Annotated in this window: 20 protein-coding genes; 8 read left to right on the top strand and 12 right to left on the bottom strand. The window is 61.3% G+C overall.

What is annotated here, in order from left to right; translation table 11 throughout:
• Nucleotide 1 precedes the first annotated feature (1 nt).
• Nucleotides 2-907 (bottom strand): ABC transporter permease subunit, encoded by a 906-nt coding sequence (locus J5274_RS19490; RefSeq protein WP_257625721.1) that lies wholly within the window; start codon nucleotides 905-907, stop codon nucleotides 2-4.
• Between the two features lie 7 nt (nucleotides 908-914).
• Complete coding sequence (locus tag J5274_RS19495) at nucleotides 915-2,027, bottom strand: ABC transporter substrate-binding protein (RefSeq protein WP_219275526.1); 1,113 nt, start codon at nucleotides 2,025-2,027, stop codon at nucleotides 915-917.
• Nucleotides 2,028-2,322: 295 nt separating this feature from the next.
• Here J5274_RS19495 and J5274_RS19500 point away from each other — a divergent pair, with 295 nt between their 5' ends.
• Nucleotides 2,323-3,147: a metallophosphoesterase gene (locus J5274_RS19500; protein ID WP_209229710.1), complete on the top strand. Its 825-nt coding sequence runs from the start codon at nucleotides 2,323-2,325 to the stop codon at nucleotides 3,145-3,147.
• 119 nt (nucleotides 3,148-3,266) lie between these two features.
• The gene (locus J5274_RS19505; protein ID WP_142831402.1) at nucleotides 3,267-3,533 is read left to right on the top strand and encodes a hypothetical protein; all 267 of its coding nucleotides are present in this window, start codon (nucleotides 3,267-3,269) and stop codon (nucleotides 3,531-3,533) included.
• Between the two features lie 81 nt (nucleotides 3,534-3,614).
• On the opposite strand, the gene J5274_RS19510 is transcribed toward J5274_RS19505, so the two are convergent.
• Together J5274_RS19510 and J5274_RS19515 are read right to left on the bottom strand one after the other, a co-directional pair.
• Entirely contained in the window at nucleotides 3,615-5,699 is a 2,085-nt protein-coding gene (locus J5274_RS19510) for a carboxy terminal-processing peptidase (RefSeq protein ID WP_142831401.1), read from the bottom strand.
• A 278-nt stretch (nucleotides 5,700-5,977) separates the two neighbouring features.
• Nucleotides 5,978-6,697, bottom strand: coding sequence for a tellurite resistance TerB family protein (locus J5274_RS19515; protein WP_219275527.1), 720 nt, complete (start codon nucleotides 6,695-6,697; stop codon nucleotides 5,978-5,980).
• Between the two features lie 198 nt (nucleotides 6,698-6,895).
• Between J5274_RS19515 and J5274_RS19520 the strand changes: the two genes are divergently transcribed.
• The 3 genes from J5274_RS19520 (at nucleotide 6,896) to J5274_RS19530 (ending at nucleotide 8,598) form a co-directional block, all read left to right on the top strand.
• Complete coding sequence (locus J5274_RS19520) at nucleotides 6,896-7,141, top strand: type II toxin-antitoxin system VapB family antitoxin (RefSeq protein WP_142831399.1); 246 nt, start codon at nucleotides 6,896-6,898, stop codon at nucleotides 7,139-7,141.
• Entirely contained in the window at nucleotides 7,141-7,545 is a 405-nt protein-coding gene (locus J5274_RS19525; RefSeq protein ID WP_219275528.1) for a type II toxin-antitoxin system VapC family toxin, read from the top strand. The genes J5274_RS19520 and J5274_RS19525 overlap by 1 nt, the downstream gene beginning before the upstream one ends.
• 153 nt (nucleotides 7,546-7,698) lie before the next feature.
• On the top strand, nucleotides 7,699-8,598 hold the full coding sequence (locus tag J5274_RS19530; RefSeq protein WP_142831397.1) for a bestrophin family protein: 900 nt from the start codon (nucleotides 7,699-7,701) through the stop codon (nucleotides 8,596-8,598).
• A 19-nt stretch (nucleotides 8,599-8,617) separates the two neighbouring features.
• On the opposite strand, the gene J5274_RS19535 is transcribed toward J5274_RS19530, so the two are convergent.
• From J5274_RS19535 to J5274_RS19545, 3 genes are all read right to left on the bottom strand, one after another.
• The gene (locus J5274_RS19535; RefSeq protein WP_209187989.1) at nucleotides 8,618-9,379 is read right to left on the bottom strand and encodes an amino acid ABC transporter ATP-binding protein; all 762 of its coding nucleotides are present in this window, start codon (nucleotides 9,377-9,379) and stop codon (nucleotides 8,618-8,620) included.
• Entirely contained in the window at nucleotides 9,376-10,056 is a 681-nt protein-coding gene (locus tag J5274_RS19540) for an amino acid ABC transporter permease (RefSeq protein WP_111221433.1), read from the bottom strand. The genes J5274_RS19535 and J5274_RS19540 overlap by 4 nt, the downstream gene beginning before the upstream one ends.
• A 102-nt stretch (nucleotides 10,057-10,158) precedes the next feature.
• The gene (locus J5274_RS19545; protein ID WP_142831395.1) at nucleotides 10,159-10,932 is read right to left on the bottom strand and encodes an amino acid ABC transporter substrate-binding protein; all 774 of its coding nucleotides are present in this window, start codon (nucleotides 10,930-10,932) and stop codon (nucleotides 10,159-10,161) included.
• A gap of 409 nt (nucleotides 10,933-11,341) precedes the next feature.
• Between J5274_RS19545 and J5274_RS19550 the strand changes: the two genes are divergently transcribed.
• The 3 genes from J5274_RS19550 to J5274_RS19560 are packed head-to-tail and all read left to right on the top strand — an operon-like array spanning nucleotide 11,342 to nucleotide 13,963.
• Nucleotides 11,342-12,139 (top strand): ABC transporter permease, encoded by a 798-nt coding sequence (locus tag J5274_RS19550; RefSeq protein ID WP_143123279.1) that lies wholly within the window; start codon nucleotides 11,342-11,344, stop codon nucleotides 12,137-12,139.
• Nucleotides 12,136-12,924 (top strand): ABC transporter ATP-binding protein, encoded by a 789-nt coding sequence (locus tag J5274_RS19555; RefSeq protein ID WP_219275529.1) that lies wholly within the window; start codon nucleotides 12,136-12,138, stop codon nucleotides 12,922-12,924. The genes J5274_RS19550 and J5274_RS19555 overlap by 4 nt, the downstream gene beginning before the upstream one ends.
• Before the next feature lie 19 nt (nucleotides 12,925-12,943).
• Nucleotides 12,944-13,963, top strand: a complete 1,020-nt coding sequence (locus J5274_RS19560; RefSeq protein WP_209188032.1) for an ABC transporter substrate-binding protein — start codon at nucleotides 12,944-12,946, stop codon at nucleotides 13,961-13,963.
• Nucleotides 13,964-14,013: 50 nt separating this feature from the next.
• Here the strand turns inward: J5274_RS19560 and J5274_RS19565 are convergent, their stop codons facing one another.
• From J5274_RS19565 to J5274_RS19585, 5 genes are read right to left on the bottom strand one after another with little or no spacing between them, the layout of a single operon-like run.
• Complete coding sequence (locus tag J5274_RS19565; protein ID WP_209187991.1) at nucleotides 14,014-15,528, bottom strand: aldehyde dehydrogenase; 1,515 nt, start codon at nucleotides 15,526-15,528, stop codon at nucleotides 14,014-14,016.
• On the bottom strand, nucleotides 15,525-16,043 hold the full coding sequence (locus tag J5274_RS19570; protein WP_209187992.1) for a (2Fe-2S)-binding protein: 519 nt from the start codon (nucleotides 16,041-16,043) through the stop codon (nucleotides 15,525-15,527). The genes J5274_RS19565 and J5274_RS19570 overlap by 4 nt, the downstream gene beginning before the upstream one ends.
• A complete protein-coding gene (locus tag J5274_RS19575; protein ID WP_219275530.1) occupies nucleotides 16,040-19,186 on the bottom strand; it encodes a molybdopterin cofactor-binding domain-containing protein in 3,147 nt (1,048 codons plus the stop codon). Before J5274_RS19575 ends, J5274_RS19570 begins: the two co-directional genes overlap by 4 nt.
• Before the next feature lie 2 nt (nucleotides 19,187-19,188).
• Nucleotides 19,189-20,058 (bottom strand): aromatic ring-hydroxylating dioxygenase subunit alpha, encoded by an 870-nt coding sequence (locus J5274_RS19580; protein ID WP_143123284.1) that lies wholly within the window; start codon nucleotides 20,056-20,058, stop codon nucleotides 19,189-19,191.
• 8 nt (nucleotides 20,059-20,066) lie between these two features.
• A complete protein-coding gene (locus J5274_RS19585) occupies nucleotides 20,067-21,449 on the bottom strand; it encodes an amidohydrolase family protein (protein ID WP_219275531.1) in 1,383 nt (460 codons plus the stop codon).
• Between the last annotated feature and the right edge of the window lie 23 nt (nucleotides 21,450-21,472).

Below are 21,472 nucleotides of genomic sequence, written 5' to 3' on the forward strand. Positions count from 1 at the left end.
CTCACATTCCCCGGCGCCGGGCGCGGCGCATCAGCAGGTTACTCGTCGTAACGACGACCGCCATCGTCACGATCATGGCGACGGAGAGCGCCGCTCCGGTCTGGGGCGAATTCATGACATCGCCGGACAGCACATTACCGATTTCCGTGGTCAGCAGCACGAGATTGCCGGAGGTCAGAGCATAGGCGGTGGCATAGCCGGAGAAGGCTGATCCAAACAGCAGGATAAATGCCGATATCAGCGACGGGGCGAGGATTGGCAGGACGACCAGGCGCCCATATTGCCAAGGCGTTGCGCCAAGGCTTTCTGCCGCCTCCGCCCATTCGCGGCGAAGGGCTTGCAAGGCCGGCATGATGATGATGATCATAAGAGGGATCTGGAAATAGGCATAGACGATCGTCAATCCGGTCAACGAGAACAGGCTAAAGCCAGCGGCATAGATATCGATGCCTAAGACCTTCAGCGCCCGGGTGAGAAGGCCGAACATGCCAAGGCTGGAAATGAATGCGAAGGCGAGCGGGACGCCGGCGAAGTTTGCCGCAACTGCGCTGAAACTCGAGGCGATGGCACCGAGCGCCGGGTGGGCATCGCGATGAATGACGGTCGCCGCAATGGCGCCGCCACAGGTGACGCCAACCGCTGCTGACGCAACGGAGAGCACGATCGAATTATAGGTGGCGAGACGAAATGTCTCGCCACCCAAAGCAACGATGTATTCCAGCGTGAAGCCGGTGCGGGTGCTGACCGACTGGACGACAAGCATGAGCGTGGGCGCCACCATGAATGCCAGTGAGAACAGCAGGAATGGTGCCACCAGCAGGACCGGTAGGCCCCACTGCCTGAGCATCGCACCGACGCCGTGCCCGGAGCGTGACCGTCTCTTGGCGGGGTCGGAGGGCTGCACCATGCCTGGCTTAATTGGTCTTCACGGTCTTGGGCCACATGTCGGCGACAACCTTCTTTGCGGCATCGATCTGCGCCTGGCTCGCAAAACGCACGCTCTTGTAGGCTTCCGGAGATGGCAGCTTGGCCAGCAGCGCGGCGGGCAGCACTCCGGCGTCGAGCATCTTGGCAAAGCGGATCGGATGGGCGTAGCCCGCAAGAAAGCCCAGTTGGCCTTCATCGCTGTACAGATATTCCTGCCACAGTTTGGCGGCGTTCGGGTGCGGCGCATAGGCGCTGATCGCCTCGCAATAATAGTTGCCGAACGGCGCGCCATCATTGGGAACGACGACTTCGAAATCGACCTTGCCGGCTTCGTCGTCGCGAATCGTCAGGTTGAGGTAGTCCCACCGCAGCGCGATCGGCGTCTGGCCGCTCATCATGGTGCCCTTGTCGCTCTGTATCGGATTGTAGTTGCCGGCAGCGGCAAGCTTGCCAAAAAACTCCACGCCGGGCGCGATATCGTCGAAGCTGCCACCGTTGGCAAGAGCCGCCGCCATCACGGCCGCGAAGGAATCGCCAGCCCGGACGGGGCTGCCGCCCATGGACACCATGCCCTTGTATTCCGGCTTCAGGAGGTCAGCCCAGCTACGCGGCACGGTCTTGACGACGCTCTTGTTCACGGCAAAGGAGATGATGCCGTAGTAGCAGCCCTGCCAGAGGCCATCGGGGTTTTTAACCTCCGAGGGAATATCGTTCCAGGTGGCGACCTTGTAGGGCTGCAGCAGATTGTCGGTGACGGCTTGCAGCGCGAAGGACGGCGCCAGATCGAGCGTGTCCGGCCCGCGATCCTGGCCTTTCAGGCTGCGAACGGCCTGCAGTTCCTCGGCCGACGAACCCTCCGGGTTGGCGGCATTCACCTCGATCCCGTAGAGCTTTGAGAAGTCGGTCATCATCTTGCCGAAGACCCAGTTCGGCGACAGGGCTACGACGTTCAGCGCGCCTTCTTTCTTGGCGGCAGCAACGAGGCCGTCCGGCATGGTCGCAGCTTCGGCACGCAGCGGGCCGAGGTTGAGCAGCGATGCGCCGAGCGCCGCCGAGCCCGCCTGCAATAAAGTCCTGCGATTGATGTGAAACGAATTCATCGAAAAATCCTTCGGGTTGCGTATCGCCTGATGGCCGTTTGGGAGAGCCGTCGAAAGCTTGTGGCGATTTGCCAATAGGCATCGTCAGTGACAGGCAATTGACAGATTTAAGAAGTTTCAAAAGCGTGACGGGCGATATCGCGCCTCGGTATCCGATTGAAATATATTCGCTTTCTGCGTGCGTCTCATGGCGGGCAGCTGTCACCGGACTGTCGCGTCGATCCGTTACGGGAATGCGGCCCTTGCGTCGGAGGGCCGACAAACCGCGCCACCGGACAGAACCAGAGAGGCCATCATGCAGATTGCGATCATCGCAGATCCCCATATCGGCGCGAAGACCGATGATTTCGTTGCCAACTGGAATGCGGCGGTGGCGCACGTCAACGATCTCGATGTGGCATTCACGATTGTGCTCGGAGACCTAACGCTCGATGGCGCCAATCTGGAAGCGGATCTTGCTTTCGCGCGGCAATCTCTCGACACACTCCGCCGGCCGGTTCTCGTGCTGCCCGGCAACCACGACGTGGGCGATATCTCGCGCGCCAGCCGTCAGCCGGCAAGCCGCGAAAGACTGGAGCGCTGGAACCGGCATCTCGGCGCGGACCGCTGGATTTGCGACGATATTCCGGGATGGCGGCTGATCGGCATCGACAGCCAGGTTCTTGCGACCGGATTGGCTGAAGAAGCCGAGCAGTGGCATTGGCTTGACGAGGCGTTTGGCGGACGGGGCGAGCGCGCCCCTGTCCTGCTCACCCACATGCCGCTGTTTCTAGAGAACTGGGACGAAGCCGATCGACCCTACTGGGCCATCCCGACTGCGGCGCGGCAACGGTTGCGGATGCTGGTGGAGAGCACCGGAACGGCTGCCATCGTCAGCGCCCATATCCACCGGACCCTCGATCTTCCAGGCGCCGATGGTCCCCGCCAGATCTGGGCAGCGGCGACGAGCTTCCTGTCGCGCGATGCGTCGATGCCGTCACAGCCGGGCGCGGCAAACCTCGGTATCACGATACTCGACTTTACCGACGGCGCGCTCAAGGTCCGCTTCGACAGTGTTGCGGGAATCTCGGAAACCTACATCGAGGATTATAACGGCTCGATTTATCCGAAACCGGAATAGCGGTCCTCGTTGCGGGCATAGCAGTTGCAGATTTTGATCGTGGCTGGCTAACGATGTCGTTTTATGGCAAACGGGGGCATCAGTTCAATGCAGTCAACGACGTCAATCGGAACGCGAGAATGATAGAAAGTCAAACCAGGCAGGCAGATTGGCGCCGCGCCAACCCGATGAAGTACAATGCTCATCTCGCGGTGCAGCGTGCCATCGTCGCCGGCGATCTCGAAAAGCTCGGCTGTGAAGTCTGTGGTCACGATGCCGTCGACGCCCATCACGACGAGTATGACGAACCCCTGAGGGTTCGCTGGCTTTGCCGCAGACATCACACGCGTCTTCATCGCTACGGCGAAGACATGTTTCCACTGCGGTCGAATACAGACCAGCGCTGATCGGTTTTGGATTTTGCCGTCCTGTCGTCTCTGACAGTTTTGGGGCCACCGGCAGTGTCGTTTGCCGGCGGCCTTTTCGTTTTACTTCGAGTTCGCCGCCTTTATGCCGGCGTCGTCGGCCATGATGGATGCCGCCTCGTTCAAGAGGACATCCTTGGCGTTCTTGCGGGCGGTTTCGATGGCGATATCGGCACTCAGGCTGCGTTCGTTTGCCTGCAGGCCATCGTCTTCCCCGGGGTCGACGCCATCGTTTATCTTCTCGCGTGATTTGTCACGGGTCGCCTGAGCTGCCAGTTCCTTGCGACGCTCTGCCTCGTTGAGAGAAACGATGCCCTTCTCGCGCTGCGCCTTCAACTCGGCGATGTCTTCGACCAGACGCTTGAAATCCGGATCGTTGGCAACGCGTGCGTCGTGGCGGCTCTGCAGCTGCGGTATCTTTGCCGCCACATCGCCTTCCGGCTTGTAGTTGGCCGGCTTGATCTGCGTCCATGGAAGAGCATTGTCGTAGCTGGCCTCGCCGAAGGTCTTCGGGTCCGACAGGCTCGGCAGCCCGATGTCCGGCGTCACGCCGCGCAACTGGGTAGTGCCCCCATTGATGCGGAAGAACTGCGCTATCGTCATTTTCAGTTCGCCGAATTTCGGTTTGGCGTTGTGCGCGACCTGATCGAGATTGACCACTGTCTGCACGGTACCCTTGCCGAAGCTGGGTTCACCGATGATCACGCCGCGGCTGTAGTCCTGGATTGCGGCCGCGAAAATCTCCGAGGCGGATGCGGAACCGCGGTTAATGAGCACGCCGACCGGACCTGTCCAGGCAGCAGGCGAGCGGTCGTCGCCCTCAATGGCAACCTTGCCGCCAGCATCGCGCTGCTGGACGACGGGACCCTTGCCCGTAAACAGACCGGTGAGATCAATCGCTTCGGCCAGCGACCCGCCGCCATTGTTGCGCAGGTCGATAAGAACGCCGTCTGCCTTGTCCTGTTTCAATTCGTCGATGAGCTTGGCCACATCACGGCTGGCGCTACGGTAATCCTTGTCGCCCTTGCGGCGAGCGTCGAAGTCCTCGTAGAAGGCCGGCAGGGTAATCACGCCAATCTTGCGCGTCGCATCGCCGTCCTTGATGGAGAGCAGCGTTTTCTTGGCGGCCTGCTTTTCGAGGCTGATCTTGTCGCGCGTCAGGCTGACGATGTGATGGGCGCCATCGGCACCTGCTTCCGCTGGCAAGATATCGAGGCGAACAATGGAGTCCTTGGCGCCGCGGATCATCTGGACGATCTCGTCGAGGCGAGTGCCGACCACTTCCTTCACCGGACCATCGGCGCCCTGGCCAACGCCGATAATACGATCGCCGACGGCAAGCTTGCCCGACACCTGCGCCGGGCCGCCGGGAACAAGCTCGCGGATCGTGGTGTAATCGTCGCGTTCCTGCAGCACTGCGCCGATGCCGACCAGCGACAGCTTCATCGAGATATCGAATTCAGCCGAAGCGGTGGCGCCGAAATAGTCCGTGTGCGGGTCTATGGATGTGGTGTAGGCATCCATGAACGATTGGAACACGTCTTCGCTCTTGTATTTGTAGGCCCGCTCCAGCGAATTTTCATAGCGCTTGTCGAGCGTATCGCGAATGGCTGCGTCGTCCTTGCCTGCAAGTTTGAGGCGCAGCCAATCACCTTTGACGCGCTTGCGCCAGAGATCGTCGATCTCGGCTTCCGACTTCGGCCAAGGCGCATCTTCGCGCAGGAAGGAATAGCTCTCGTCCTTGCTGAAATCGAAACTCGTCTTCAGCAAGTCGCGCGCATAATTCATACGGTCGACGACACGCTGCTCATAGAGATTGAACATCGAGAACGGAATCTGCAGGTCTTCCTTGTTGACGGCATCGTCCAGCTTGGTGTCCTGAGCCTTGAACTTGTCGATATCGGCCTGCAGGAACAGCATCCTGTCTGGATCCAGCGACTTGATGAACCTGTCCATTATCTTCACCGACAACGCATCGTCGAGCGGAACCGGCTTGTAGCTGAAGCGGGTGAGAAACTGGGCGCTGAGATGTGCAGCCTGTCCCTGTTGCGGTAGCGGCGCCAATACGGGCAGCGGTCCCATTTCCAGAGCATAAGCCGAAGATGAAAGCGCCAGAAAGATGCCGAGGAAACCAGAAAGTCTACGCATTCAGCTTTGATCCAATTCGTAATGCCGAGTCTCGATGCTTAGCGTTGGTGGAACAATTTTAGACTTTTGGCAACCAAGGGGATGAGCAAAGCGTATGGCGTTTCTCAAACGTCGTTACCCCTATAGTTCCAACGGCCGGCCTGGAATTCGGCTAAAGATGCCACTCGAGCGCGGCCTTGTGCCCATTCCAGCGAATTTATAACGGGAATTCCGGCATGAAAGCGGCAGCCAGTGGCTGCCGCCGTCACCAAAGCGTGAATGCCAATTTTGCGCGATTGTTATTGTGGAGCAGCGTTCTTCGTCTGCACCACCATTGCCTCGATATGATCGACGAGACCATCGGCAAGGCCAAGGCGTCCTGCGAGAAGATCCAGATAGCCTCGCTCTGCGCGAGTATCCGGCTCGATCGTCAGCCTCGAGGCTGTGTAGAGTTCGACCTTCTGTTCCTCACTGACGGCCGCTGCGATCAGGGCGTCGAGGTCCGTTGGCAAGGTCAATTCTCGCTGGATGAAATTCGCAGCCTCACCCGTCACGTCGGCCGCTGCAATCTTGTCCATGATCAGCGCCCGTTCGGCATCGTCGACATGGCCGTCGGCCTTGGCAGCGGCAATCATGGCGCGGATAAGCACCAGCACGAACTCGTTGCTGTTGGCAGGCGAAGACGGTGCGAAGGGGGAATTATCCGGCGGCGGCAGCACAGGCTGTTGTCCCTGCGAAGAAACCTGCGGCGATGTCACCGGCGCGGAGCCCGACTGGTAATTCTTGTAGGCCTGGTAGCCAAGCCCTGCGATGGCGGCAAGGCCGCCGACGGCAAGCGTATTTCCAGCGATGCTGCGCCCGGTCTTGGTGCCAAGCAACACGCCGAGGATCGCGCTTGTTGCCAACGGGTTTTCCCGGGCTTTGCCGATCGCATCTCCCGCCCGGTCCCGCACTGTCCCTCCGAGCCCGGGAACCTGCGACGTCAGGAACTGGTCGAGAAGTTTCTTCGCATCGAACATAGTCAACTGCCTCCTTGATGATGATTGATAGATAGGAGCAGTCCACACGAATACAAATTTCGCCAGATCGGAAAGGACCCGGATGGGAGGGTGATGGCCCTATCAGCGGTCGTGAGGCGAGGTGGCCTCATTGTATGTAGATAGAAAGATGTATAAAGATGTATATCTTCTGGTGTGAGGATCTACAAGGAGATACCGATGGCCATCAACGTCAACAACCCGCAGGCCGATGCTCTGACCCGCAAGTTTGCAAGCGTCGCCGGTGTGAGCATAACCGATGCTATCGTCATCGCCATGAAGGAGGCGCTGGAGCGACGTCTTAATCTGGAGAGCGCAACGGAAACGGCTGCGCGGCTGCGCGCCAAGCACGGCCTCGTTTTGTCCGCCCGGGGCAAGGAGCCTCTTCCCAGGTCGGTTTTTGACGAGATGTGGGACGGGAAATAATGTACGTTGACGCGTGCGCCATCATTGCTCTTGCATCTGACGAACCTGAAGCCAAGCGTGTTGCAGATGCCCTTTTGTCCGCAAAGACGCGGATCACATCCGCCGTCGCTGTCCTCGAAGCAGCAATGGCCTTGGCAAGGCCCGATAAGTTCGACCGGTCGATTGCTGACATCGAGCCATTCTTGATGGAATTCCTGGAGGCGCGCGGCATCGAATTATACGACCTGCCGCCCGGCAAGAGCGCCACGACCCTATCACTGATGGCGGCCGACAAATACGGTAGCGGTCGCAACAGACTAAACCTTGGCGATTGCCTCCATTATGCATGCGCCAGATATTACCAAGTGCCGATGCTCGCGACGCATGACGAGTTTCGTCAAACCGATCTCCAGACAATTCCCTGACGCCTCCGCGCGCCTATGACACGCGCGCGAGCAGCTCGGCGGCAAATCGCGCGCTGGCTGCAGTCAAAAAGCAGCCGTGTTTCATTCGCAAAATGCTGCAACGCACACTATCTGATTTGACGTCGCTTCGATTTTCACAACGGGAACCGCTGCATGGTTTTGCCCCAGTCAGCTCGTCTACACCGGATGCTCGGCTATATCGGCTGGCCTCTTGCCCTGCTCTTCCTCTGGGATATCGCCATCACTCTGGCCTATGTCTATCTTCCCCACCCTTGGCTGGATCTGCCAGCGCTGCCGATGAGCCTGCTCGGATCGGCACTGGCCCTGTTTCTGGGTTTCCGGAACAACAACGCCTATAATCGTTGGTGGGAGGCGCGGACGCTTTGGGGGGCGATGGTGAACGCGTCGCGCTCCTATGGGCGAGAGGTGTTCCACCTGATCGACAAAAACGGCGAAAGCTTCGATCTGCGCCACGACCTCGTTCGACGCCAGATCGCCTACGTGAACGCCCTGCGCTGTCATCTGCGTCGGCAGCCGAACGAGGACGAGATCCGAGCCTTCCTCTGCGACAACGAACTCGAGTCGTTGAAGGGGGTGACAAATGTGCCGAACGCAATCCTCAACGAGACTGCCGCGCTACTGGCCGACGCACGCCAGCAAGGCTGGATCGATTCGATGCGTAGTATCCAGATCGAAAGCGTCCTTGTCGACATGAGCAATGCCCAGGGCGGAATGGAGCGGATCAAGAATACGCCTCTGCCGCGTGAATATGGCTACTACCCGACGCTGTTCGTTCACATTTTCTGCATTCTGCTGCCAATCGGTCTTGTCGATAGCCTAACGATCTATACACCGCTTGCATCGACCATCGTCGGTTTCATGCTGCTGGCCATGGATCGCATCGGCTCCGATCTGCAGGATCCGTTCGAAAATCGTGCCCACGACGTGCCCCTGACCTCGCTTTGCCGGACAATACAGATCGACCTCGAGCAACTGGTCGGCGGAGGCAATGCCACGAAGCCGATCCGACCAGTCGAAAATGTCCTCTGGTAGACCGCCAGACGGCCGCGCCTCAAATATCGTAGGTGTTGGCGGCGTTGATGGTCGAGATGAACTGCCTGGTGCGCTCGCGCTGTGGCGCAGTGAACAGGAGCCTTGCATCGCCGGTCTCGACGACGCTGCCTGCCTCCAGAAACACCACGTTGTTGGCGATCTTCGACGCCAGCCGGAGGTCGTGCGTCGCCATCACCATGGTCGTCCCCTCAGACGCAAGCTTGCTTAAGACATCGACAACCTCGGCGGCAAGTTCAGGATCGAGCGCCGATGTCGGTTCGTCGCAAAGCAGGACGCGGGGCGACGGAGCGAGCGCACGGGCGATTGCTATCCGCTGCTGCTGGCCGCCGGACAGGGTCGCGGGCCACGCATCTGCCTTGTGCTCCATACCGACCTTCTTCAGAAGATCCATAGCGCTGGCACGCGCTTTGTCACGCGGCCATTTCAGCACGGTGACCAGGCTTTCCATGACGTTTTCAATGGCGGTCTGATGCGGAAAGAGCTGGAAATTCTGGAAGACCATGCCGGTCTGCCGGCGGATTTTCTGGATCGCCTGCCAGCTGGTTTTTTTGCCCGGTGCGAAGGTCAGCGTCTCCCCGCCGAGGCGGATCGCGCCGGAGGTCGGGATTTCCAGCAGGTTGATGCACCGCAGCAGCGTGCTCTTGCCGCCCCCGGAAGGGCCGACAAGCGCAGTCACGCTGCCTTCCGGGATGGTGATGTTGATATCCTTGAGGACGACTAGGTCGCCGAAACGCTTTTCGATGTTTGTAAGCTCGATCATGCGTTGGCCTCCATCATGCCACCATACCGGGCGAAGCGTCGCTCCAGTCGCACTTGCAGCGTCGACAAGACCGAGCTCAGTGCAAGGTAGATCAGGGCAGCCTCGATATAGAGAATGAGCGGCTCGTAGGTGGTGGCGACGACACGCTGTGCGGCCTGGAACAGTTCCGGCACCGTGATCGCTGCGGCGAGCGACGTGTCTTTCACCAACGAGATGAAGGTATTCGACAAGGGCGGGACCGCGACGCGGGCAGCCTGGGGCAGGATCGTCCGGATCATCGCCTGGCGCCAGCTCATGCCGATCGAATAGGCCGCCTCCCACTGTCCCTTCGGAACCGATGAAATGACGGCACGGATGATCTCGGAGCTGTAGGCGCCGATGTTCAGCGTGAAGCCGATCAGGGCTGCCGGAAACGCATCGAGCAGGATCCCGACGCTCGGCAGGCCGTAGAAGATCACGAAGAGCTGCACCAATAGTGGCGTCCCACGGATGATCCAGACGTAGAAGCGGGCGATCGCTGCCACAGGAGCCGGGCCGAACAGGCGCGCTATTGCCGTGACAAGTCCGAGAATAAGCCCAAAGGCAAAGGACATCAGGGTCAGCGGTATCGTAAAGATTAGCCCTGCCCAGAGCAGAGGCGCGAGCGAATCCGCCATCAATTGAAGCCAGTGCGGCAAGGGTATCTCCCTTAAAAAGCGATGCGCCCAGCGAAAGATCACTGAGCGCCCGTTCGTTCACTATCGTGGTTTTCAGGATTTGGAAACGGCTTTCGCCTTCCGTTACTTGGAGACGTCCTGGCCAAAATATTTTTCGGAGATCGTCTTGTAGGTACCGTCGGCCTTGATCTCGGCCAACGCCTTGTTGATGGCAGCCAGCAACTCGGGCTCCTGCTTGCGGATGATGACGCCCGAATAGTTGGCGTCGGCCTCCTCTGCGACGACCTTCACAGGCGCGTCCGGCTTGTGCTTCTTGAAGTCGAGGAAGGACAGGCTGTCATTGATCGTCGCATCGGCGCGGCGGGTGAGGACCAGCTGGATAGACTGGTCGAAGCCATCCGTGCCAACGAGCTCGGCACCGGATTGCTCGGCCAGCTTGCCATAATTGCTCGTCAAAGACTGCGCTGCCTTCTTTCCCTTCAGATCGGCAAAGCCCTTGATGCTGTCGTCGTTGTCACGGACGATGAGTGCGGCTTTCGATGCGATGTATGGGTCCGAGAAATCATATTTCTGCTTGCGAGCATCGGTGATGCCGACTTCGTTGATGACGCTGTCATAGCGCTTGGCATCGAGGCCGGCGATCAGCCCATCCCACTTGCCTTCGACGAATTCGGCTTTGACACCCAGCTTGGCGGCGATCGCCTCGGCAATCTCGACATCGAAGCCGGCGAGCTTGCCGCTGGCATCATGAAAGGTGAAAGGCGCGTAGGTGCCTTCGGTCCCGACCTTGAAGACACCGGCGGATTTGATGGCAGCGAGGTTTTCGCCAGCATGGGCCGGCAACAGCAATGCGGCCTGAACGAGTGCGATGGCGGCGATGGATTTCAGCAGTGTCATGTCGGTACCGATCCCGGTGTTGATGTTCGAGTGCGAAAGATCGCAGAAACTGTCTCTCAAATATGCACAGGAAACTGCGAAGGAAATGAGCAATTGCAAATAATTTTCTCAATTCCGCGTCATTCAGTGATGATCTGTCTCCAAGAGCCCGCATCATCCTCCAGGGGCCAAGAGCGTGGGTGTTTCCGGGCGCATCATTGGGGGCGACGCCCTGCAGCCCGTTGGCATTTCCGGCAAGGCGCATCGTTGTCTTCAAAACCGTCCGCGACACTTCGAAATTCCTGTTTACGTTCATATGTTTGCGATCTAATGCTTTAAGCGTGTCATGCAAAGGCGCTATCAAGATCCAAGGCGGGGCTGCAAGCCTCGACCCGATTTCAATCCAGTGTGTCACCCGTAGATAAGATCGATGAACAACCTGCCTGCGCTGCTGCCGGTCATTCGCGCCTTCACAAGAAGCTGGCCGGCCTTGGCGTTGATGACGGGTCTGCTCGTCGCCTGGGAACTCTACGCCCGCTATTCCGGCATCCGGGCGACGACCCTGCCTGCGCCGTCGCGGGTGTTCGAGCAGATCGTCGTCAACTGGCAGGTGCTTCTCGAAAATGCCATCCCGACCGTTGCGGCCACGTTTACCGGCTTCGGCTTCTCGCTGACCGTGGCATTCCTGATGTCTGTCGTGGTCGATTTCTTCCAGCCGGCGCGCCGCGCGCTGGTGCCGGTCTTCATCGTCAGCCAGACGTTGCCGCTGGTCGCCATTGCGCCGCTGGTGGTGCTGTGGTTCGGTTTCGGGCTGCTGCCGAAAATACTGCTGGTGGCGCTCGTGACGTTTTTCCCGATGATGGTGGCCCTCGTTCAGGGGTATGAGTCCACCGACCGCGAAATGGAATGGCTGCTGTCGTCCATGGGTGCCTCCCGATGGCGGGTCTTCGTTCTGGCGCGCCTGCCGTCGGCCATTCCCTACTTCTTTACCGGGTTACGAATTTCCATCACCTATGCCGTCGTCGGCGCCATCTTTGCGGAATATGCCGGCGCGGCAAAAGGGCTCGGCATCTACATGCTATCGGCGAAGAACAATTTTCGGCCGGACCTGGTGCTGGCGGCGGTGACTGTCAGTTCCTGCCTGACACTATTGCTTTTCGCATTGGCGGTCGGCGCAGAGCGTCTCGCCACACCCTGGAATACGGATCGCAAGGATCGCCAGCCATGAGCCAACCGGCCCGCCTGTCGCTTGCCGGCATCCGCAAATCTTTCGGTCCGCTCGACGTGCTCGCGGACGTGACGCTGCATGTCGGGCACGGCGAATTCGTGTCGATGCTCGGGCCCTCCGGCGCCGGCAAATCCACGCTGTTCCAGGTGCTGACCGGGGCCATTGTCGCCGATGCCGGCCAAATCGTCTTCGACGGCGGGCCGTTGGACCAGGCGAGCGACACGTTCGCCTTCATGCCGCAGCGCGATGCCCTGATGCCGTGGCGCCGGATCATCGACAACGCGACGCTCGGACTGGAGGTGCAGGGACTATCGAAAAGGATGGCCCGTGCGCAGGTCGAGCCTCTGCTGGAAACCTTCGAGCTTGCGGGATTCGAGCGGCATTACCCCAACCAGTTATCCGGCGGCATGCGACAGCGCGTGGCGCTGCTTCGCACCGTCGTCCAGCAACGGAAGATGCTACTGCTCGACGAACCCTTCGGCGCGCTCGACGCGCTCACGCGGATTTCCATGCAGCGTTGGCTCGAGCAGATGTGGGACCAGAACCGGTGGACCGCGCTGCTGATCACCCATGACATCAGGGAGGCGATTTTCCTCTCTGACCGGATCTACGTCCTCTCGGCTCGCCCCGCCCGGGTGCTTGCCGAAATCGAGGTGCCGCTGCCGCGTCCGAGGACCTTGGCGGACCTCGCCTCCCCCGTTGCCGCCCGTATCGAGGCGGCGCTGCTGGAGGCGCTGATCGGTCCGGAAAATGCGCCCTTTTTGCCACCCAATCCCATCTCTTAATATCACAGCAGGAGTTCCCATGCCCTCGTTCCCTCGCCGCAGCGCCTTCGGGCTTGCGCTGTCCGTTTTCACCGCCCTCGCCTCGATTGGCCCCGTTGCGGCGGCGGATCTGAAAACCGTCAATATCGCGCTGGACTGGACGCCGAACACCAACCATGTCGGGTTGTTCGTGGCCGAGCAAAAAGGCTACTTCCGGGATGCCGGGCTCGACGTCAAGATCCTGCCCTACACCGATACGGCGGCTGGCACGCTGGTCAGCAACCACGTTGCGGATTTCGGCATTGCGGGCATCGGCTTCTATTCGCAGAGGGCCGCCGGAGCCGACCTCAAGGGGGTCTATGCTGTCGTCCAGAAGGAAACCGGTCGGCTGATCGTCGATGCCAAGCGCACCGACATCCAGTCGCCGAAAAATCTCGACGGCCTCACCTATGGCGGTTTCGGCAGTGCCTGGGAAAATGCGCTGATCACCGACATCATCAAGCATGATGGTGGCAAGGGCGATATCAAGACGGTGACGCTGGGCACATCGGCCTATGAGGCGCTCGCCAACGGTTCCGTCGACTTTACCCTGGAAGTGGCCACCTGGGAAGGCGTCGAGGCCGAACTGCGCGGTGCCAAGCTCAAGGAATTCACCTACAGCGATTATGGCGTGCCTGACGAGTACACCACCTTCATCGTCTCCAGCGACGGCTACCTGAAGGCCAATGGCGACACCGCCAAGGGGTTTCTTGCCGCCGTTCAGAAAGGATACGCCTTTGCCGCAGATCATCCCGAGGAAGCCGGGGACATCCTGATCGCCGCCAATCCGGACACGCTCACCAACCACGCCCTTGTGGCGCAGTCGATGAAGGCACTGGTGTCCGGCCATTACCTGCGCAGCGCCGATGGTGTCATCGGCAATATGGATCTCGCCAAGATCGATGCTTTTGGCCAATATCTGGTGAAGGCCAAGATCCTCGTCGATGGCGACGGCAAGGTCCTGACCTCGGCGCCGGACTTTTCGACCTTCGTCACCAACGATTATCTTCCGAAGAAGTGAGCACCGCGTCGCCGGCCGGAGAGACGCCCGACACTCCGGCTGACGCGCGCTCAGACCACGGCGCAGACCGTCTTGGTTTCGAGATAGTTCTCGAGGCCCGGCGCTCCGTTTTCATATCCCCAGCCGGATTGCTTGTGGCCGCCCTTCGGCAATTCGGGTGAGAAATACGAATGGCAGTTGATCCAGACGGTGCCTGAACGAATACGGGCGGAAAGCCGATGGGCAGAACTAAGGTCCTGTGTCCAGACGCTGGCCGCAAGCCCATAGGGCGAATCATTGGCAAACAAAATGGCCTCGTCGGCATCATCGAACGGTGTGACAGCCACCACGGGGCCGAAGATCTCCTCCCGCATCATTCGCATGTCCTGACGGACGCCGGTCATGACTGTTGGCCGATAGAAGGTCTTTAGCTCCCCGTCCTGCGCGCCACCTGTGACGATCTCGGCGCCTTCTTTGGCGCCCTCTGCCACGTAGCGCGCGACATGATCGGCCTGCCGGCGATCGACGAGGGGGCCGAGGTCCACATCCGGATCGAGCCCATGGCCGAGCCGCAGCTTGGCCGCCTCTTGCGCCAGCCCTTCGACCAGCCGCTGATAGATCGATCGGTGGCCATAGACACGCGACCCGGCGACGCAGACCTGGCCGCCATTGGCAAAGATCCCGCGCGCGATGCCGGGGATGGCAAGCATCATGTCGGCATCCGGCATGACAATGGCCGGCGACTTGCCGCCGAGCTCCAGCGTCAGCTTCTTGAGGTTGCCGCGTGCAGCGCCGACGATCAGCTTGCCCACCTCGGTCGAGCCCGTAAAGGCGACCTTGTCGACCCCGGGATGGGCGGTCAAGGCCGCACCGACGGTCTCGCCCATCCCGGTGACGATATTGACGACACCGCGCGGAAGCCCGGCCTCGAGCATCAGTTCTGCAAGCCGCAGTGTCGTCAGCGACGTCTCCTCGGCTGGCTTCAACACGACCGTGCAGCCAGCCGCCAGCGCCGGCGCCAGCTTCATGGCTGCCATTAGCATCGGCGAGTTCCACGGCGTGATGGCGGCGACGACCCCGATCGGCTCGCGCGTCGTATAGGCGAATATCTTCTTGCCCGGCGGCTGGTAGCCGATGGAGGTCGGGATCGTCGTGCCGAGGATCTTGGTGGTAAAGCCGGCGTAATAGCGAAACTGCTCGGCCGAGGCGGGGATCTCGCCGAAGCGTCCGGTCTTGAGAGATTTTCCCTGGTCGAGAGTCTCGAGTTCGGCAAGTTCATCGACATGGGCATCGATGAGATCGGCGATCCGCCACAGCAATTTGCCCCGCGCCGAAGGCGTCATGCCGCGCCAGGCATCTCCCTCGAATGCTCGCCGTGCCGACGACACGGCGGCATCGATATCCGCTGCTCCTGCCGCCGCCAGTTCGGCGAGAGACTTGCCGGTGGCTGGGTCGAACGTCGTGAACGTGGCGCCGGAGGCGGCCGCGACCCACGCGCCATCGATCAGCAGTTTCTTGTCTGTTTGTGCCAGAAAGCGTCGCGCGCCTTCGCTGGCGGGCTCGAAGATGCGGATTGGGATGGTCATGGGTGTGGATCTCCCGGCCCGCAGGCCAATTGAGCAGCTTCAAGCCGCGCCGATGCGTTGAGCGCACCGCGAATGATCGAATGATAGCCGGTGCAGCGGCAAATATTGCCTTCGAGCGCAGAAAGAATCTCCGCTTCGCCAGCGGCCGGCAAGTCGATGAACAGCGCCGTCAGGGCCATCAGGAAGCCGGGCGCGCAGTAGCCGCACTGGAAGGCGTTTTCTTCGGCCAGCGCTGCCTTCACGACCCGCGCGATCGCGAAGGCATCGATCCCCTCCGGCGTGACGATGTCTGCATCCGGCAACTGCCATGCCATGACCAAGCAACCATTGACGGCAAGGCCGTTCATCAAAACGGTGCAGGCGCCACATCGGCCGATGCCGCAGGCGATCTTGGTGGCGGTGAGACCGAGTTCGTCGCGCAACAGTTCGGCCAGCCGCATATCCGGCGGCACTTCGAGGGCGACCGTTTCGCCGTTGAGGCGGAAGTTGACGTGCGTCGTCGCCACGGTGCTCATGCCCGCCCCGCCATCGCATCGAGGATTGCCTCCGGGGAAAGCGGCAGGCTGAGCGGCCGGTGGCCGATGGCACCGGCAACGGCATTGGCAATCGCCGGCGCGATGGCGCCGATGCCGAGTTCGCCGGCCCCGCGCGGCCCAAGCTCGTCGCCCGCGTCCAGATCTTCCAGGGCATAGACCGACATTGCTGAAGCACTGTCCCTGATGCCGGGCATCATGTAGCTGTCAAAATTGCCGTTCATGTTGGTGGCGTCGTGCATCATGGCGTCTTCCGTCAGCGTAAACCCGAGCCCCTGGATGGCGCCACCCTCCATCTGACCGAGATAGGCGGCGACGTCGATGACCGGGCCTGCCGCCGTGTGCTGCCTGATGTCCATGACGCGCACGCTGCCGGTCACGCGGTTGACGGCAACCCGCACCAGACATGCCCCGAAGGCGAAGATGTAGCGGGCGTTGCCTGCCTCATAGTCCGTCTTCGGAAAGTCGAAGGCGACCGTCGCGCTGGGCAGCGCGTCCGGCCCCAGCGAGCGGGCCAGCTCACGGTAGGTGAGGAGAAGGTCCCCGCTGTTGCTGCCGGCGTCGGCAAAGCCACCGGGTGCAAGCCGCAAACTCATTGCCGGACGTCCGATTTTTAGTCCGGCGGCCTCGAGCAACTGTGGCGCCAGCAGCGCGCCGGCGGACTTGGCCACCTGCCAGACGACATAGCCGCCGCGCGATGCCGTGGTCGAGCCGGAATCGGGCGCAAGGTGGGTATCCCCCGTCACCGGCAGGACATCGTCACGCCCGCAGCCAAGCCGGTCGGCAACGGCTGCCTTGATCGATGTCAGCAGGCCCTGCCCCATTTCATCGAGGCCATAGGCCGCTTCGATAAAGCCGTCCTTGGAGAGAGCAAGCCTGCCGCCGGCCGGGTCGGGAACCAGCGAGCCGAGACCATTGCCCTGATAGTTCAACGCCATGCCGACCCCAACGATCTCCTCGGGCCCTGTCCCGTCCGCCTCCTGCCACAGAGAACTTGCGGCAGCGGCATCCAGCATCTCGGACAACCGCTCTGAGGTAGACACAATCTGCCCGAGATAGCCGGGCGCGCCGGGCTGGCGCAGATTGCGGCGACGAATCTCGACCGGCGTCAGGCCGCAGAGGTCTGCCAGCAGATCCATCTGGCATTCGATCGCATAGGTCATCTGGTTGGCGCCAAAACCTCGGAATGCGCCGCAGACACCATTGTTCGTATAGGCAAGGCGACCCCGGGTCTCGACGTTCTCTAAGATGTAGGGTCCGGCCACATGTTCGAGCGCGGTCTCAAGAACGCCGGGACCGAGCGATGCGTAGGCACCGGCGTCGGAGAGGACATCGACCTCCTGGGCGAGCAGCCGGCCATCGGCATCACAGGCGGTGCGCATGCGGATCGTCATCGGATTGCGCTTGATGCCGGCAACGACCGATTCTGCGCGCGACAGCTGGATGCGAACCGGCTTCCCTGTTTTCTCGGCAAGAAGCGCCAGTGCCGGCTGCACCGTCAGTTCGTCCTTGCCACCGAACGCGCCGCCCGTCGGGCTGGTGACGACGCGGATCGTCTCCTCCGGCCGCCCCAGAATTCGCGCAAGTTGCTGGCGGTCGCGGGCACCGTGCTGGCCGCCGGCGAAGATCGACAGAACGCCGCCCGCCTCCACCTGCGCATAGCCGCCTTCTGTTTCCATGAATCCATGCATCTGCCGTGGCGTCGTATAGACGCGCTCGACGATGTGGGCCGCAGTGGCAAAGCCTTGCACCACGTTGCCGCGTGAAAAATGCAAGCTTCGCTGGAGATTGCCGCCCTCGTGCACGGCGGCCGCATCATCGGCTAGAGCCTGCAGCGGATCGGTGACGAGTGGAAGTGCGGCATATTCGACCTTGATGAGATCGAGCGCTGCCTGTGCCGTCCTTTCGTCGACGGCGGCGACAGCCGCGACCGCATCGCCCTTGTACCGCACCTTGTCGAAACATAGTGCCGGTTGATCCTGCACGACGATACCGAAGGCGTTGACACCATTGATGTCGCGATGGGTGACGACGGCAGCAACCCCCGGCAGAGCCTGCGCATCGCGCGTGTCGATCGAGACGATCCGGGCGTGGCCAACGCCAGCGCGCAAGATCCGCCCGACCAGCATGCCGGACATTCTTCGGTCGGTAAGGTAGGCCAGCTGGCCAGCGATCTTGGCCTCCACGTCCGGGCGCGTGTGCCAGCGCTGCGGCTGGTCCCTCCGGCTCAGCCGAATTTCTGCTGCGAGCGGCGGCGCTTCCAGCCGGCACCTGCGGGATCGTGCGGGCAATTCGGGCACCCCGGCCAGGCCATGGACCAAGGCATTGGCAGCGACGTGGCGGCGGTAGCGGCCAGATCGAAACATATCATCGGGAGCAGATATTTCGTCTATCAACCGGGCGTGCAGCGCGTCCCAGTCGACATCGGCCCAAGCGAGACCCCCGAGGCTCGCCTCTGTTGCAACCAGGCGTGTCGCTGCCACGATGCCACCGCCGACAGCAAGCCGCACGGTTTCGATCCTGCCATCCGTTAGTCCGATGAGGCCGGAAATGCCGATGACACTCGGAGTGAAGGCGGCGCGCAATCCGATTTTTCGCGTGGTCCAGCGAAAGACAGGGAACGTCTTGGGAAGGATGACAGCCTTGATTACTTCATGCGGAGTGGCGGGCTGCGATAGCCAATGGCGGAGGCTTTCGCGCCCGGTGCCGCCTGTGCGGGCGATTTCCAGGCAAGCATCAAGCGCCAGCAGGGCCGGCAGCAGGCAGCCACTGCGGCCGGCGATATTGCCACCGATTGTGCCGATATTGCGCACTGCGGGGCCCGCCACCGATGCTGCCGATACCGCGAGCATCGCCAATCGCTCGGCAACCAGCGGATCCCTCAAGAGCGCCGACAGCGGCGTAAGGGCTCCGATGCGGATGATCTTGTCGTCGAGCGAGATACCGGTCATCTCGCCTATGCCCCCGAGATCGATCAGTCTTACCGGTTTCGCCGCACCTTTTGCCCACTCGAGTTGCAGGGCCGTTCCGCCGGCGACGAGACGCGCATCCTCGATATCCCGCATCATGCCGAGGGCATTCCCGACGGACGACGGATGGAGCACGGTGAAGGCGGCGCGGGTCATCGTCAGCCGGCCTCCATCGTTGTGCCGAAACGGATACCCTTTTCCTTTAGCCAGCGGCGGTAGGCGACGGAGGAGCTGTCTGCGCGGGTCGGGATTTCCTGGCGCGGTTCCAGTGGCAACAGAAGCGGCCGCTGGTTCTCGACGACGATGCGGTCCTGCAGGAAAATGATCTGCTCGAAGTGTAGCAGCGAGGTATGCGTCGAGGCGTTGTCGACCAGATACATGACGGGCTGTGCCCGACAGAGACCCTCTTCTATCGGCTGGATGAACAGCGCAATGGCGTCGAGCCGATCCGGCGCTGTCGGGCAGACGCGATAGAGCATGACGCAGAAAGGCGTGGGCACGCGGTAGGTCAGTTGTACGAAGGCGCCTTCGCTCTCGGTGGCAGCAATGCGCGGCTGGAAGAAGGTACAGTTGGTCGCCCAGACCTCGTCGACATCGCGGCGGACCTCACTCAGATAGCCCGGCACTTCGGTGTGCGGCTCCGAGCCGAGGATGTCCGTGTGAACGAACGGGAAATGTGCCATGTCGAGGAAATTTTCGACGACGCGAAGGCCTGATGCCCGCATCCTCACCCAGCCGCAGGGTACAAACCGGCGATCGGTCTCCGAGGCTTGCGAGATGTTGAAGATGTCCCTGTTCGGATGGCCGAGCGTCGTCCAGACGCAACCGTATTTCTCCTGCGCAGGCAAGGGTGCGCCAGACGCCACGCCGGAATGCACTTCGCAAATGACAATCCGCCCGCCTTGCTGGCGCACGATCTCGATGTCCTGTCCGAGCAACCGTGTCCGCACGGGCACTCCGGTGACGTCCGCTGCGGTCTCGACAGCGTACCATTCGTCCAGTGCAGCTCTGTCGGATGTCTTTGCCATGGAGGCTCCTATTCAGCCTTCGTCCACTGCGCCGTGCCGCCGGCGTTCTCTGCCAGCCATGCCGCACGGCGAGCAAAATGCGGCGGTGCGATGCGGTGGATCTCGGCGATGATTGCCTTCATGTCGCCGGTCTTCAGCATGCCGTCCTCGACTAGGATCTTCCCGTCGACCATCGTCATGCTGACATCGCCGCCGCGAACGGCGTGGACGAGGTTGTGCTGGAGGTTGAAATAGGGGCCCTCGCCGAAAACCGGCGTCATGCGCGGCGTATCGGTGCGCACGGCGATCAGATCCGCCCGCTTGCCCGCTTCCAGCGAGCCGATCTCGTGATCGAGCCCGATGGCGCTTGCACCTGATATCGTCGCCATGCGCAGGACGTCCCAGCTATCCATCGCGGCCGCATCGAGATCCTTCAGCTTGCCGAGCAGGGAGGCGACCTTCATTTCCTCGAACATGTCGAAGTTGTTGTTTTCCTTCTCGCCATCCGTGCCGATCCCCACCGGTACACCGGCTGCCAGCATCTCGCCAACGAGGGCGATGCCGCTTGCAAGCTTCATGTTGCTCACCGGGTTATGGGCGATGGAGACATTGTACCTCGAGATGAGCTCGATCTCTGCCGAATCGAGCCAGACCCCGTGGGCGATCATGGTGCGCGGTGCTTCGAAGAAACCGAGCTCTTCGAGCGCAAACATCGGCCGCTTGCCATAGCGCTTGCCGAACTCCGCCAGCTCGATCTCTGCTTCGCTGCAATGGGTGTGAAAGCCGGTGTCATATTTTTTGGCAAGGGCGATGGCGCGTTGCTGGCCTGCCTCGTCGGCATAAAAGAGGTGTTCGAGGCCGACCCAGACGTTGATGCGGCCATCCGCCTTGCGATGCCAGGTCTCGATCATCGCCTCGTTCATGTCGAGCGTGTCGAAATAATTATATTCCGGGTGCTCGCCAACATAGGGCACGGCCACCAGCCGGTTGCCGATGGCGGCCGCAGCCTTTGCGCTGCCGTCCATGTATCGCCACATGTCGACGACAGTCGTCGTGCCGCCGAGGACAGATTCCGCGTAACAGAGCCAAGACGCCGCCTCCGCCTCGTGCGGCTGCAGCATGCGGTGCATCGGGTTGATATGCAGGGTCAGCCAGTCCCAGACGGGCAGGTGCTCCGCTGTGCCGCGCAGGAAACCGGAATGGGCGTGGGCATTGATGAGCCCGGGCATCAGGACGGAATTCTCGATCTTTCTGACGGACACCTCCGGATGTTCGGCCACGAGTTCGGCAAGCGGCGCCACCGCCTCGATGCGTCCGCCGTCGATCAGCACGGCACCACCCGTCACGACGCGATTTGCCGGATCCATGGTCAGGAGATGGTCGCCGGCGATGATCTGTCTTGCACTTGCCATGATGGTTCCAATTTCGTTTATCC

This window comes from Rhizobium sp. L51/94 (assembly GCF_019355555.1).
GTDB classification, from domain to species: Bacteria; Pseudomonadota; Alphaproteobacteria; order Rhizobiales; family Rhizobiaceae; genus Rhizobium; species Rhizobium rhododendri.

Excerpts from the sequence above, each read along its gene's own strand:
- J5274_RS19555 (WP_219275529.1), top strand. The coding sequence starts at position 12,136 with ATGAGCCAACCGGCCCGCCTGTCGCTTGCCGGCATCCGCAAATCTTTC.
- J5274_RS19570 (WP_209187992.1), bottom strand. The coding sequence starts at position 16,043 with ATGAGCACCGTGGCGACGACGCACGTCAACTTCCGCCTCAACGGCGAA.
- J5274_RS19585 (WP_219275531.1), bottom strand. The coding sequence starts at position 21,449 with ATGGCAAGTGCAAGACAGATCATCGCCGGCGACCATCTCCTGACCATG.
- J5274_RS19510 (WP_142831401.1), bottom strand. The coding sequence starts at position 5,699 with ATGCGTAGACTTTCTGGTTTCCTCGGCATCTTTCTGGCGCTTTCATCT.
- J5274_RS19545 (WP_142831395.1), bottom strand. The coding sequence starts at position 10,932 with ATGACACTGCTGAAATCCATCGCCGCCATCGCACTCGTTCAGGCCGCA.
- J5274_RS19550 (WP_143123279.1), top strand. The coding sequence starts at position 11,342 with ATGAACAACCTGCCTGCGCTGCTGCCGGTCATTCGCGCCTTCACAAGA.
- J5274_RS19560 (WP_209188032.1), top strand. The coding sequence starts at position 12,944 with ATGCCCTCGTTCCCTCGCCGCAGCGCCTTCGGGCTTGCGCTGTCCGTT.
- J5274_RS19535 (WP_209187989.1), bottom strand. The coding sequence starts at position 9,379 with ATGATCGAGCTTACAAACATCGAAAAGCGTTTCGGCGACCTAGTCGTC.
- J5274_RS19490 (WP_257625721.1), bottom strand. The coding sequence starts at position 907 with ATGGTGCAGCCCTCCGACCCCGCCAAGAGACGGTCACGCTCCGGGCAC.
- J5274_RS19500 (WP_209229710.1), top strand. The coding sequence starts at position 2,323 with ATGCAGATTGCGATCATCGCAGATCCCCATATCGGCGCGAAGACCGAT.
- J5274_RS19495 (WP_219275526.1), bottom strand. The coding sequence starts at position 2,027 with ATGAATTCGTTTCACATCAATCGCAGGACTTTATTGCAGGCGGGCTCG.
- J5274_RS19515 (WP_219275527.1), bottom strand. The coding sequence starts at position 6,697 with ATGTTCGATGCGAAGAAACTTCTCGACCAGTTCCTGACGTCGCAGGTT.
- J5274_RS19565 (WP_209187991.1), bottom strand. The coding sequence starts at position 15,528 with ATGACCATCCCAATCCGCATCTTCGAGCCCGCCAGCGAAGGCGCGCGA.
- J5274_RS19520 (WP_142831399.1), top strand. The coding sequence starts at position 6,896 with ATGGCCATCAACGTCAACAACCCGCAGGCCGATGCTCTGACCCGCAAG.
- J5274_RS19575 (WP_219275530.1), bottom strand. The coding sequence starts at position 19,186 with ATGACCCGCGCCGCCTTCACCGTGCTCCATCCGTCGTCCGTCGGGAAT.
- J5274_RS19505 (WP_142831402.1), top strand. The coding sequence starts at position 3,267 with ATGATAGAAAGTCAAACCAGGCAGGCAGATTGGCGCCGCGCCAACCCG.
- J5274_RS19525 (WP_219275528.1), top strand. The coding sequence starts at position 7,141 with ATGTACGTTGACGCGTGCGCCATCATTGCTCTTGCATCTGACGAACCT.
- J5274_RS19530 (WP_142831397.1), top strand. The coding sequence starts at position 7,699 with ATGGTTTTGCCCCAGTCAGCTCGTCTACACCGGATGCTCGGCTATATC.
- J5274_RS19580 (WP_143123284.1), bottom strand. The coding sequence starts at position 20,058 with ATGGCAAAGACATCCGACAGAGCTGCACTGGACGAATGGTACGCTGTC.